This is a genomic window from Polaromonas sp. P4_F4 (assembly GCF_056401355.1).
This window is the reverse complement of the sequence record NZ_JBFUJO010000049.1, coordinates 1-13,436: the sequence shown is the minus strand read 5'-3', so window position 1 is coordinate 13,436 and position 13,436 is coordinate 1. Positions and strand designations below refer to the sequence as shown.

The window sequence follows — 13,436 nt, the reverse complement described above, 5'->3', positions numbered from 1 at the left end:
GTTCGCGAGTACTAAAATCATCCTCGCGCTTATGGCTGGCCATATTTTTTCTAGGATCGACGCTGACTGGTGTGGTTTTTCTCGCGAAAACCCAACTGGATAATTATTCTCTTCCTGGTTTTGAGAAGCTGAGCAACAGTAATGATTTTTTTATTCGTGCTGTGCGAGTTCTTGATGTGGCTGGTGCGAGCCTGTGCGTGGGTAACAATCTTTTCGCCGATGTGGCTCCTAATCTATCGCTTGCTGAGATAAGGAGTGGGTATGACCCAAGGCATATAAACCTGTCTAAAGGTTTGCTGGACAGAGTGGGTGTCGATGCTGGAATCGACAAAGTATGGCTGAATGTCGCGATTCATCATCCGGTTTGCTTTTTTACCCATAAGGTTCATTTGACAAAGTATTTAATTGGTGCGAACAAAGGGGTTCAATTCCTAATTACGGCGCCATCAGTTGATAAAAATGAATACGGCTATCTTTTGCCCGAATCTTCAATTCGTGATTCAACTGTTACTTACATAGTTCATGCTTCCGAACTGCCTTTTTTTAAGCCCTGGTTTTTGTACCTCCTCTCAATCGGTTCTTTGCTCTACTTGGTTTGGGCTAGAGCATTAACGGCAGGTCATTTGGCTATATTTTTATCAGCTGTTCTTTATTTTGGCGGCCTTGTCATTTTTGGAAATGCTGCGGATGCTAGGTTGCTTTTCTACACAACGACCGCTCTTTCAATGTTCACCTTTATTTCCATACTAGAACTCAAAAAGAGGCATCAATGAAAGCAGTCATTCTGGCCGGTGGTCTCGGCACTCGGATCACCGAAGAAACCTCTACTCGTCCAAAACCGATGATAGAGATCGGTGGCAAGCCCATCCTTTGGCACATCATGAAGACTTATTCGCACCACGGAATCAACGACTTCGTGATCTGCTGCGGTTACAAGGGCTATGTCATCAAGGAATATTTCGCCAACTACTTTCTGCATATGTCTGATGTCACTTTTGACATGAGCAAAAACAGTATGGAAGTGCACCAGCGAAGCGCTGAGCCGTGGAAGGTGACCCTGGTGGACACGGGCGAGGACACCATGACCGGCGGTCGACTGAAACGGGTGGCGGACTACGTCAAGGAGGAAGAGTCTTTTTGTTTAACCTATGGCGATGGCGTGAGCGATATCAATATCACCGAGCTGATCGCTTTCCATAAGACCCAAAACGTTAAAGCCACATTGACAGCAACCATTCCGCCAGGGCGCTTCGGTGCTCTGGACATCGAGGGAAACAAGGTCAGCAGTTTCATGGAAAAGCCCAAAGGCGATGGCGCCATGATCAACGGCGGCTTCTTTGTGCTATCGCCGAAGGTCCTCGACTTCATCGCTGATGACCATACGATCTGGGAGCGTGGTCCATTGGAACGTTTGGCTGAGGAGGGAGATTTGGCTGCGTTCCCGCACCATGGCTTTTGGCAGCCGATGGACACCTTGCGCGACAAGATGCACCTCGAGGAGTTGTGGCAATCCGGCAAAGCGCCATGGAAGGTGTGGTCTTGAATCCGGCATTCTGGAAGGGCAAGCGCGTCCTGCTGACCGGACACACCGGTTTCAAGGGAAGCTGGCTGTCGCTCTGGTTGCAATCTCTGGGTGCGCAGGTCGTGGGTTATGCACTGGCTCCACCGACCAGTCCGAGCTTGTTCGAAGTTGCCGAGGTCGGCAATGGTATGACGAGTATCCTCGGTGATATCCGTGACCTGACCAAATTGCAGGCGACCTTCGCTGAGCACAGCCCCGAGATCGTTATGCACATGGCCGCTCAGCCGCTTGTGCGCTATTCCTATATTGAGCCGGTCGAAACCTACTCCACCAACGTCATGGGCACAGTGCATTTGCTCGAAGCTGTGCGCAACACGCCGGGCGTGAAGGCCGTGGTCAACATCACCACAGACAAATGCTATGAAAACCGCGAATGGGCTTGGGGCTATCGTGAAAACGAGCCTATGGGCGGCTATGACCCCTATAGCAACAGCAAGGGATGTGCAGAACTGCTCAGCTCCGCTTATCGTTCGTCGTTCTTCAATGCCAACAGCCATGCGCAACATGGCGTTGCCCTGGCTACCGCTCGGGCTGGCAACGTTATCGGCGGCGGTGACTGGGCGCAAGATCGCCTGATTCCCGATGTCCTCGCCGCTTTTGAGCAAAGCAATCTCGTCAACATTCGCAATCCCCATGCCATTCGTCCCTGGCAACATGTATTGGAGCCCTTGCGCGGCTACCTCACGCTGGCAGAACGCCTCTACGAACACGGCCCCAGTTATGCCGAGGGCTGGAACTTTGGCCCCAACGATGAAGACGCCAAGCCGGTTGGCTGGATTGTCGAGAAAATGGCCGAGATGTGGGGTAATGATGCCCAGTGGAAAATTGACACCGGCGATCACCCCCACGAAGCCAACTACCTGAAACTGGATATCTCCAAGGCGCGCAACCGCCTCGATTGGCACCCGGCGCTGCGTCTGAATGATGCCTTGAAGCTCATTATTGACTGGTCCAAGCAGCGCCAGGCAGGCGCGGACATCCGCAAGCTGACCTTGGCCCAGATACACGCCTATCAAACATTGACCAACATCTGATCAACACTATGCAAAATGACAAGACCCAAACCATCCGAGGACAGATCGCCAAGCTGGTGGATGAGTACGCTACGCTTGCGCTGGCGACCGAGCCATTTTTTCCAGGCGTTACCGCGGTCCCGCCTTCGGGCAAGCTGCTAGACGCTGAAGAGCTCAAAAATATGGTCGAGGCATCTCTCGACGGCTGGCTCACCACAGGCCGCTTCAACACCGAATTCGAAAAAAGGCTCGCAGCTTTCATTGGCATCAAGCACCTGATCACCGTCAACTCTGGCTCGTCGGCCAACCTCGTAGCATTCAGCACCCTGACCTCCCCAAAGCTGGGCGACAGGGCCATCAAGCCGGGCGATGAGGTCATCGGTGTGGCCGCCGGCTTTCCAACCACCGTCAACCCCATCCTGCAGTTTGGTGCGGTGCCGGTGTTTGTGGATGTGGACCGTTTGACGCACAACATCGACGCCAGCAAGATCGAAGCGGCTATTGGCCCCAAGACCAAGGCCATTATGCTGGCTCACTCGCTGGGCAACCCTTTTAACCTCGATGTGGTCACGGCTCTGTGCAAGAAGCACAAGCTGTGGCTGGTAGAAGACTGCTGTGATGCACTGGGCACCACCTACCGCGGCCAGATGGTGGGCACTTTTGGCGACATCGCCACCTTGAGCTTTTACCCGGCGCACCATATCACGATGGGCGAGGGCGGCGCTGTATTTACCAACAACGACGAACTCAAAACCATTGCTGAGAGTTTTCGCGACTGGGGGCGAGATTGTTATTGCCAGCCCGGCAAAGACAACACCTGTGGCAAACGCTTTTGCCAGGAGCTGGGTGATCTGCCATACGGCTACGACCACAAGTACACCTACGGCCACTTGGGCTACAACCTCAAAATCACCGATATGCAGGCGGCCTGTGGCTTGGCCCAGTTGGACAAGGCGCCTCAATTCATCCAGGCCCGCAAGGACAACTATGCCTTCCTGAAAAAACGCCTGRAGGATTGCGAAGAATTTGTGAATCTCCCCGAGCCAACCGAGCATTCCGACCCATCCTGGTTCGGTTTCCCAATAACGTTGAAAGAAAATTGCCCGGTGACGCGGCTGGACTTGTTGACTTACCTGGATCAGAACAAAGTCGGCACCCGCTTACTGTTTGCCGGCAACCTGACGCGCCAGCCCTACATGAAGGGGGCTAACTACCGTATCAGTGGCGACCTGACCAATACCGACAATGTGATGAACAACACTTTCTGGATTGGTGTGCAGCCTGCGCTGACGCCGACGATGCTGGAGTTTGCCGCGAGTAAAATCGAGACATACCTCGGCGTCAACTTCGAATGAGCCTAATGCAGCGCGTTGAAATGCCCGCCCTCGAACAACGCGCTGGCGTGCCGGAAGATGATCTGGCGCTCATCGGGCTCCAGACGCCTGCAGACGTCTGGAGGGCGTTACAAGGTCAGCGATTGTTTATCACAGGTGGCACGGGCTTTGTGGGTTGCTGGCTGCTCGAGGCCCTGTTGTGGGCCAATCGGCGTTTTGATCTCGCTCTCAAGCTTGACGTTCTCTCGCGCCGACCGGAGGCTTTTAAACTGAAGGCCCCTCATCTGGCGATGGATCCATCTGTCACGCTGGTGCAGGGCGACATGTCTGACCTGCGGAACGTCGACGGCAGTTTCGGCATGATGATCCATGCTGCGACGGACGTGGCGATCCCTAATCAAGATCCGCTGGCCGTTTATGACGCGATCGTGGGCGGAACGCGTCAGGCGTTGGCACTCTCCGACCGTTCGAAGGCGCAACGGTTCCTGTATGTGAGTTCTGGTGCCGTCTACGGGCCCCAGCCGCCAGAGATGGCCTGCATGCCGGAGAGTTTTGGTGGGGCGCCGGACATCACCAGCGCGGCGGCGGCTTATGGCCATGCCAAGCGGGTGTCGGAATGGATGGTGTTTAGCGATGCCAAGCGACAGGGCATTGACGTTGTCAGTGCGCGACTGTTCGCATTAATAGGCCCTTACCTGCCGTTGGACGCCCAGTTCGCCATTGGGAACTTTATCGGTAATGCGCTTGTAGGCAAGCCTATGATGCTGACAGGAGACGGTTCAACGTATCGCTCATATTTGTACGGTGCCGACATGGCCGTATGGCTACTTACGCTGTTGACACAGGGCAAGTCGGGCGAGGCTTACAACGTGGGCTCGGAGCAACCGGTCAGCATCCGTGAGCTGGCCGAACAGGTGTCTCAACTTGCTTATGGTGAGGCACGAGTGTCGGTGGGTGCACGTCCAGCGGGCTCCGCACTGGCGGCGCGCTATGTGCCTGCGACTGGCAAGGCAAAGGCGGAACTGGGACTTGATCAGTACACCGACTTGAGATCCGCCTTGAAGCGGACCATGGCATGGGTGGGCGACAGTCGCAACCTTACTCGATCAGAAACTCCAGGGGTAGAGAATGCAAAAATTTAGCTCGGCCGCATTGCGTCGAACTGTTGTGCGGATGGCCTATGCCGGATCGACTGTGCATATCGGTTGTGCGTTTTCCATCACGGAAATCTGCGCGGTGCTTTACCGCAATCATTTGCGTTACCCAGAGGGTGTCCCGGGGTCGCCCGGCCGCGATTACTTTGTGCTTAGCAAGGGGCACGGTGTCATGGCGCAGTACGCCTGTTTGCACGAACTCGGTTGGCTTACTGATAGCGATATCGATAACTACTTTGGCGATGGCACGCGGCTCAAAGGCCTTTCAGACGCGCACGTCCCGGGATGCGAGGTAACGTCCGGCTCTCTCGGGCACGGTTTGTCGGTGGGTGTTGGTCTTGCGCTTGCCGCCAAACTGTCAAAGACTGACCAACGCTGTTATGTGATCGTCGGCGACGGTGAGATGAATGAAGGTTCGATCTGGGAAGCGCTACTGATGGCTAGCCATCGCAAGCTCGACAATCTTTTTGTCGTCATTGACGCAAACGGCTTTCAGGCAATGGGGCGCACAGAGGATGTCATGGATCTAGGTGACATCGCCAAAAAGCTCGAATCCTTTGGCTTGGAAACTGTGGTTGTTGACGGCCACGATGAGGTCGCGCTGGACAACACGTTCAAGAAACTCCAGGCTACGCGCAATGGTCGACCCAAAGGTCTTGTGGCCCGTACCGTCAAAGGCAAAGGGGTCTCGTTCATGGAGCACGAAAATCTTTGGCATTACACGCGCTTAGTGCCGGACACTTACGAGCGGGCTATGGCAGAACTGGAAAAGCAATAATGAGATCCACGTTTTCGCGAAACATCGTCGCCGCAGCGCAGCAAGACCCTCGCGTGCTGCTGCTTACCGGTGATCACGGCTATGCCTTGTTCGACGACTTCCGCCGCACGACACCCGAACAGTTCATCAATGCGGGTGTGGCCGAACAAAACATGGTTGGCGTGGCGGCGGGTCTGGCGAAGGCGGGCTTTCGACCGATAGTCTATGGACTGAGCGCCTTTGTGCCGATTCGAGTGTTGGAGCAGATCAAATTGGATGTTTGCTACGAGCAGCTGCCGGTGGTGTTCATCGGGGATGGTGCCGGCGTCGTTTACAGCAGCCTCGGCAGCAGCCATCAGTCGACTGAAGACATTGCTGCACTCCGCGCCGTTCCTCACATCGATATTTTGTCGCCCGCTGACGACCATGAAATGCAATACGTGATGACACACGCTCTGCAATTTACCGGGCCGGTGTACGTTCGCATGGGTAAGGCTGACTTGGGTGATGTCCATAAGCAAGCAATCAGTGCTCCGATAGGAGATCTGATTCAGCTGCAAAGCGGATCGAACAAGCACATTAGCATCATCGCGACAGGTTCTATGGTGCAGACTGCGCTCGCTTTGAGGGAGTTTTTGGACGGTTTGTCAGTGTGGAGTGCGCCTTCCATTGCGCCGATCAATCGGGCACAGATCGAATCAATTGCACAGCAGACAGAAACGCTGGTTGTGCTCGAGGAGCACTCTGCGGCCGCCGGATTGGGGGGTCTCGTCGCCGAGATAGTCGCAGAGATTCCGGGTGCTCGGGCACGCGTCATTCGCCTGGGAAGCGAAGGACGTTTCTCCGAAAGGTGTGGCAGCTACAACTATCTGCTGAAAGAGCACGGCCTGGATCTGCAAAGTCTGCAGGCTAGGCTGGCGCAAAAGGGTGTTAGGGCATGACAATTGGCCGTCACAGCAGCGGTAGCCTTTTTCGACGCCTGGGCGAAATGCAGTTCGTTCGGTTCCTCGTGATCGGGCTGTTGAACACGCTGTTCGGCTATGGCTGCTTTGTGCTCCTGCTTTATCTCGGATTGCACTATGCGTTGGCTCTTCTGATCGCTACCGTCATCGGTATTCTGTTCAACTTCATGACCACGGGGCGATTGGTTTTTCGTTCCGGTGCCAACCACTTGCTGTTGCGGTTCGTTGGCGTGTATTTGGCCGTCTATACGGTCAATGTGGCTGGCCTCAAGGCTCTTTCCCAACTGGGTTGGAGCGGCTATATAAGTGGCGCGGTGCTGCTGTTGCCCGTTGCAGCACTGTCCTATTTTCTAAACAAGAAGTTTGTATTTGTCCATGGCTAAGCTCATCAGTATCGTTACCCCCTGCTTTAATGAAGAAGGCAATATTAAAGAACTCGCGACGCGCATTGCGACCATCATGGCGACCTTGCCATATGACTACGAGCACATCTTCATCGATAACCATTCCACCGATGGCACAGTCAACTTGATCMGAGCGCTCGCAGCGACCGATCATCGGGTAAAGCTTATCGTTAATGCCCGGAACTTCGGGCACATACGGTCACCGTTTCATGGCATCTTGCAATCGTCGGGTGACGCATGCATTCTTATAGCCTCCGACTTACAAGATCCACCGGAAATGATTGCGGACTTTGCCGTCAAGTGGGAGGCAGGTTTCAAGACGGTGCTGGCAACCAAACCAGATAGCGAAGAATCTCGTGCGATGTTTATGGTTCGCTCGATTTATTACCGGATGATCGCTCGCATCTCCGATGTGCCCTTAGTGCGAAACGCCACTGGAGCAGGGCTTTTCGATAAGGTAGTAGTAGATATCTTGAGAAAAATTGAAGATCCTTACCCCTACTTCCGGGGATTGGTTTGTGAAATTGGATTTCCTATAGCCACGGTCCCTTTCAAACAGCCGAAGCGTAAGCGTGGGATCACAAAAAATAATTTCTACACGTTGTATGACATTGCAATGCTTGGAATTACTAACCACTCCAAGATACCTTTAAGGCTAATGACATTGGGAGGATTTGCGCTTTCCATTGCTAGTATGATGGTTGCGGTGGGCGTTTTCATCGCGAAGTTACTTTTTTGGAATTCATTTTCTTTGGGTATTGCGCCGATATTAATGGGCATGTTTTTTTTCGCTTCCGTACAGATGCTTTTTATTGGGTTGCTGGGAGAATACATTGGCGCAATCTACACGCGCGTTAGAGGGCTGCCATTGGTAGTCGAAATGGAGCGAGTAAACTTTGATGACTAGCATTTATTGATAACTCGGATCTTCGGACTGTAAAAATTTAATAACCTTAAATCGCAATCAATGGATCCCGCAAAAAATATCCATCGTGTCACCTGTTTTCCTGGGCACGTTAATCTAGCCTAGATTGACCTCATAAAGTAATGATAATTATCCCGTGTTTGAACTGTAAGCTTCATTTTTGCTTGCAGAGCGTTTTTTGGTGCAAGATCGCATCGGGGTCCAGATAACGCTTCGACGGAGAAAATTCTGAATTCCACAAGCCGACAGTTATTTGCGCCTATTCATCGGATCAGTCGTTACATTAATCAATTTCGAGTATTGATCGGATGCCTTGTACCATTATGGTGCGATCCTCGTAAAATCCGACCTACTTTCATCCGCATGTTGTCTGCGTGGGATCGAGGTGGGCTATTGGCAGTCAAGCACTTATTGCTTCAGCTTCCGAGTGAAGTGAGCTTTGGGGATATCTGGCTCCGATATCGGAAGACCATCACGCCAAATGTGGAGGCGGACATTAGGGACCGTATCGGAAAAATGCAGCGGTGGCCGCTAATTTCCATTCTCATGCCGGTTTTCAGCACGCCTGCGGAACGGTTGCGCGAGACGATCGACTCGGTCCTCACTCAGCTTTATCCCGACTGGGAGCTATGCATCGTAGTTGCAACTCAAGACGAATCATGCCAAACCTTGCGAGAATACGCCGCTCGGGATAGTCGTATACGGGTGGAATTCAGTGATATCAACGGCGGTATTGCCAAAGCAACTAATGGTGCGCTGGCCATGGCAACTGGGAGCTTTGTGGTGCTGCTTGGGCAAGATGACCTTCTTGAGAAGCAGGCCTTGTTTAGGTTGGCGGAAAGCATCGTGGCCGACGATCCCGACATGATCTACTCTGATGAGGCAACTCTGTCGGAAAATGGCGAGAAAGTCATTAACCACGTATATCGGCCTGCCTTTTCTCTGGAGATGTTGCGCTCCTACCCCTATATCGTTCACCTGGTTGCGTTCAAAACGGATTTGCTGAAGGAATTAGGCGGTCTGGATGCTTCCCTGGCTATTTCCCAGGACTACGATCTGATTCTTCGGGCAAGTGAAAAAGCGCGGGTTATTGTGCATATTCCGGAGATCCTTTACCTGCGGCGACAGCGCTCTGACTCAACCAGCCACGAGATGCAAGGCGAGGTAGCGGAGACCTCTCGCCAAGTGCTGATCAGGCATCTGGAGCGTTGCGGCGAGCAGGGGGATGTCAAAGATGGCCTGCTTTTCAATTTCTATGAAGTGCGTTACCCGATCGAACCTGGTCAACGTGTGGCCATCATCATTCCGACCAAGAACCATGGTGAACTGGTTCGACAATGCGTCGAAAGTATTGAACGCACCGTGACTGGGGTTCCGTACGATATTTTGGTCATTGACCACGCATCCACCGATCCGGAAACGCTGGCCTACTTCCAGCAGTTGAATGGCCGGCATCGAGTCTTGAGGTACGAGGGACCTTTCAACTTTTCCGCCATTAACAATTGGGCAGTGAAGCAGTTGGAGGCGGTGTATACCCACTACCTGTTCTGCAACAACGATATCGAGGCTACAGAAGCGGGCTGGCTGGAACGAATGATTGAGCTTTGCCAGAAACCGGACGTGGGTATGGTGGGTGCGAAATTGTTCTACCCGGGCGGCAAGACATTCCAGCATGCGGGCGTTTGCGTCGGCATGTTCGGAATCGCGGAACACTACGCGAAGTTTATGGACGAGCGACTGCCTGATGGCAGCATTCATCCCGGCTATCACGGGACCTTGATTACGAATCACGAAGTTTCTGCAGTTACTGCAGCGTGTGCGCTCATGCGGCGTGACGCCTTTGAGCGTATTGGCGGTTTCGACGAGGCCTTGGCGGTGGGTTTTGGTGATGTGGATCTGTGCCTGAGAACACGGGAGGCGGGCTACCGCGTCGTGTTCTGCCCCCATGCGGCGTTGATTCACCATGAGTCCTATACCCGGGGCAAGAGTCATGAAGACCCGCATCCGGAAGATTCCGCCTTGTTTACCAAGAGATGGCGTGATTTCCTTGATCAGGGAGATCCCTATTACAACCCGAATCTAGCCACCCACAGCACCAAATGGGACATCAAACTACCCATGAAATTCAATCCGCATATCCGCAGGAGGGTAACGCATCATCTACTTCTTTCCAAGATTTAGCACGGGCTTTTGCCAAGAAGAGGGAGTGATGTTCGTTATTGCTATTGAAGACATCTGGATCAATTCGAATGATCCAATCAGGCTGTGTCGTTACACAGAACACAATGCAAACTGAGCCAGGTAATGCAGTAGTAATCGCTGTGGTGGTGACGTACTTTCCTGAAGAAAAGGGTCTTGCCTCGCAAATAATTCAGTTGCGCAAGCAGGTCTCTCATGTGGTGCTCGTTGACAACACGCCGGTTGAAAGGCGGGACCAGGCAGAAGAAGACACTGACTTTGTTACACCAATACGTTTGGGCGAAAATGTGGGTTTAGCCAAGGGCCTCAATGTCGGTATCTTGAAAGCAAGGGAGATAGGTGCTACCCATGTGCTTTTGATGGACCAAGACAGTATTCCGCAAGACGGGATGGTTGAGAAACTAATGGCCGGATTAACGCAGTCCCAACAGAAATACCGAGTGGCTGCTGCAGGTCCGAACTTCCTTGATTCTCGTGGCGCCACTTTTACGCCGTTTTGGCGTGTGGGATTTCCTCGCAACAAGCCAGTCCCTAAATCAATAGATGAAGAGTTTATTTTTACCGATTGCTTGATTACATCGGGATGCCTGATATCTTTGGAGGCACTTCAACAAATTGGTGCAATGAATGAGCGTCTCTTTATTGACAATGTCGATTTGGAGTGGTGCTTGCGTGCGCGGTATATGGGATGGTGTTTGGTTGGAATTCCTGATGCGATACTTTCACACCAACTCGGCGACACGCATATTCAAGCACCTTGGCATCTTAGAATTTTGGGCAAGAAAGTTGTAATCCAACATAACAGCACCAGACTTTACTATATTATGCGGAACAGAATATTGCTTTATAGAATGAAGCACGTTCCGCTATTATGGAAATTGCAAGATGCCATCAGAATTCCAGGTAAATTTGTAATAGGAATTTCCATCGGTGGCAGCAAATGGGAGGCGATGAAAGCCATGCTGTACGGATGCTGGCATGGCCTTATCAATGTGGCTGGCGAAAAACCTGTACATGCAAGTAAATAATCAGAAATCAGTCACCGTATCGGTCGTTAGCCATGGCCATAGTGGTTTGGTGCGCTCTATGATTGACTCGCTGGCGGCTTCAGGCTGCTCTTGGGTGTCACGAGTGGTGATTACAAGCAACGATCCTTCTTTGGATGATTTTTCGAATATGCCTGCTGAAGGATTGCCTTTTGACGTGCAACGCACTGACAACGTGCAAGCTCGGGGGTTTGGCGCTAACCATAATCAGGCATTCAAGCAATGCGATACAGAGTTTTTTTGCGTACTCAATCCAGATATTGAGTTTGCAAGTGATCCATTTTCTCACCTTGTTGCGGCACTTTCTGCTGATAAGGTGGGGCTTGCCTATCCATTGCAAGTTGATGGGGGAAATGCATTGCTGGACTTTGAGCGTGAGCTGGTCAGCCCCTTCGCTATTGCACAGCGCCATTTGGTTGGCCAACGCTACCGGCCGCAACCCAATAAACCTGTTCACTGGGTCAGTGGGGCATTCATGGTTTTCAAGTCATCGGTGTTTCGCGAGCTTGGTGGTTTTGATGAGCGTTACTTTATGTACTGTGAGGACGTGGATATTTGTCTGCGCATGCAACTCGCTGGTTACCACCTGGCGCGTGCGGATGCAAAAGTGATTCACCACACCCGGCGTAGTACTCTCAAAAGCCCGGGGCACCTGGCTTGGCATGTGCGCAGCCTGTTGCGCTTGTGGAGTTCCGGGTCTTACAGAGAGTACAAACGGGAAATTGTTGATTGATGGGATGGGCTCCCCCTTTGGTTTTTGCGCATGTGCCGCGGGCTTCACCGGGCTTTTTTCTGGTGGTTGGCGAGGCCGCTAGCGTTTTCTCCTATCTTTGGAGGTGTAGATAATCCATAGCAAGGGGAGTAATAACAAATCATGCTAATTCTTTTATTCTGCAGTTTTTTCGTGTCGCTGGTGTCGGCGGTGTTTTTTATCCGCATGGCGCGCGGTCACGCGAAGCGCTATGACGAGGCCAAGCCCCAGCGTTTTCATGCGGGCGATGTGCCGCGGGTGGGCGGTGTGGGCGTTTTGGCAGGCGTGGCTGCGGGGTGGCTGGTGGCCGCGCTGGCCGGCGCTTTTGGGATTCGTCTGAACATTGAGGTTAACTGGGCGTTTGCTTGGCCTTGGGTCGTTTTGGTGCTTCCGGCCGTGATGGGCGGCGTTTATGAGGATGTGACGCAGCGCCTTTCAGTGCGCTACCGGCTTGGCTTGACCGCCATGTCTGCCGCATTGGCGTGTGGATTGCTGGGGCTTTCAATTAACAGGCTGGGCTTGCCTGGGGTAGATGGTTGGTTGCTGGCCATGCCTTGGGCGGGCATTGCACTGGCGTTTTTTGCCATCTGCGGCTTGCCGCACGCCTTTAACATCATTGACGGGTACAACGGCCTGGCGGGCACCGTTGCGCTGCTGGTGTGCGTGGCGATTGCCCACGTGGCATTGCAGTTGGCTGACAGGCAACTGGCCGCCATGGTGATTTGCCTGGCCGGGGCCACGGCCGGGTTTTTATTCTGGAACTACCCGCGCGGGCTTATTTTTGCCGGTGACGGAGGCGCCTACTTGTGGGGGCTGGTGATTGCCGTGGCCAGTATTTTGCTGGTGCAGCGGCACGAGCAGGTGTCGCCGTGGTTTCCGATGCTGTTGCTGATCTACCCGGTGTGGGAGACTGTTTTCTCCATCTACCGCAAGCTGGCGCGTGGCGTCTCGCCGGGGGTGGCTGATGCGCTGCATTTTCACCAGCTGATTTACCGGCGCATTGTGCGGGGCGTGTTTGATGACGACGCCTCGCGGCGCATGCTGATGCGCAACAACCGTACATCGCCCTATTTGTGGAGCTTTACCGTGCTCTCGGTGGTGCCAGCGGTACTGTTCTGGAGCAACACGCTGGTGCTGATGGGGTTTTGTGCCTTGTTTGTGGTGAGTTATGTGGTCGCTTATGTGGCCATCATCCGCTTCAAGGTGCCGCACTGGGTGCGCCGCCGTTAAGGCATGAGCGGCAAGGCATTGCTGTAAAACTCGCCCGCGGCTGCCGGTGCGCAAAAAGAACGGTGCCAAGCAGCTACCC

General features: G+C 53.2%; 13 protein-coding genes. All 13 read left to right on the top strand.

All coding sequences use genetic code 11. The features are described 5' to 3' along the window. Nucleotides 1-773 (top strand): hypothetical protein (locus AC1DUR_RS25405; RefSeq protein WP_477722347.1); only part of this gene is annotated, 773 nt, incomplete at its 5' end. After that, on the top strand, nt 770-1,543 hold the full coding sequence (rfbF, locus tag AC1DUR_RS25400; protein ID WP_477722346.1) for a glucose-1-phosphate cytidylyltransferase: 774 nt from the start codon (nt 770-772) through the stop codon (nt 1,541-1,543). The genes AC1DUR_RS25405 and rfbF, both read left to right, overlap by 4 nt. Then, nucleotides 1,525-2,616, top strand: coding sequence for a CDP-glucose 4,6-dehydratase (rfbG, locus tag AC1DUR_RS25395; protein ID WP_477722345.1), 1,092 nt, complete (start codon nt 1,525-1,527; stop codon nt 2,614-2,616). The genes rfbF and rfbG overlap by 19 nt, the downstream gene beginning before the upstream one ends. Before the next feature lie 8 nt (nt 2,617-2,624). Next, nucleotides 2,625-3,950 (top strand): lipopolysaccharide biosynthesis protein RfbH, encoded by a 1,326-nt coding sequence (rfbH, locus tag AC1DUR_RS25390; protein ID WP_477722344.1) that lies wholly within the window; start codon nt 2,625-2,627, stop codon nt 3,948-3,950. Nucleotides 3,951-3,955: 5 nt separating this feature from the next. Further along, nucleotides 3,956-5,071, top strand: coding sequence for an NAD-dependent epimerase/dehydratase family protein (locus tag AC1DUR_RS25385; protein WP_477722343.1), 1,116 nt, complete (start codon nt 3,956-3,958; stop codon nt 5,069-5,071). After that, on the top strand, nt 5,058-5,861 hold the full coding sequence (locus AC1DUR_RS25380; RefSeq protein ID WP_477722342.1) for a transketolase: 804 nt from the start codon (nt 5,058-5,060) through the stop codon (nt 5,859-5,861). Before AC1DUR_RS25385 ends, AC1DUR_RS25380 begins: the two co-directional genes overlap by 14 nt. Continuing rightward, a complete protein-coding gene (locus AC1DUR_RS25375) occupies nt 5,861-6,781 on the top strand; it encodes a transketolase family protein (protein WP_477722341.1) in 921 nt (306 codons plus the stop codon). The genes AC1DUR_RS25380 and AC1DUR_RS25375 overlap by 1 nt, the downstream gene beginning before the upstream one ends. Continuing rightward, nucleotides 6,778-7,185, top strand: coding sequence for a GtrA family protein (locus AC1DUR_RS25370; RefSeq protein WP_477722340.1), 408 nt, complete (start codon nt 6,778-6,780; stop codon nt 7,183-7,185). The genes AC1DUR_RS25375 and AC1DUR_RS25370 overlap by 4 nt, the downstream gene beginning before the upstream one ends. After that, nucleotides 7,178-8,113 carry a glycosyltransferase family 2 protein gene (locus AC1DUR_RS25365; protein WP_477722339.1) on the top strand — a complete coding sequence of 312 codons (936 nt, stop codon included), beginning with the start codon at nt 7,178-7,180 and terminating at the stop codon, nt 8,111-8,113. Before AC1DUR_RS25370 ends, AC1DUR_RS25365 begins: the two co-directional genes overlap by 8 nt. Nucleotides 8,114-8,524: 411 nt before the next feature. Further along, complete coding sequence (locus AC1DUR_RS25360; protein ID WP_477722338.1) at nt 8,525-10,312, top strand: glycosyltransferase family 2 protein; 1,788 nt, start codon at nt 8,525-8,527, stop codon at nt 10,310-10,312. A 68-nt stretch (nt 10,313-10,380) separates the two neighbouring features. Further along, nucleotides 10,381-11,358 carry a glycosyltransferase family 2 protein gene (locus AC1DUR_RS25355; RefSeq protein ID WP_477722337.1) on the top strand — a complete coding sequence of 326 codons (978 nt, stop codon included), beginning with the start codon at nt 10,381-10,383 and terminating at the stop codon, nt 11,356-11,358. Further along, the gene (locus AC1DUR_RS25350) at nt 11,309-12,109 is read left to right on the top strand and encodes a glycosyltransferase (RefSeq protein ID WP_477722336.1); all 801 of its coding nucleotides are present in this window, start codon (nt 11,309-11,311) and stop codon (nt 12,107-12,109) included. Before AC1DUR_RS25355 ends, AC1DUR_RS25350 begins: the two co-directional genes overlap by 50 nt. A 141-nt stretch (nt 12,110-12,250) precedes the next feature. Next, nucleotides 12,251-13,357, top strand: a complete 1,107-nt coding sequence (locus tag AC1DUR_RS25345; RefSeq protein WP_477722335.1) for an MraY family glycosyltransferase — start codon at nt 12,251-12,253, stop codon at nt 13,355-13,357. The last annotated feature ends 79 nt before the right edge of the window (nt 13,358-13,436 follow it).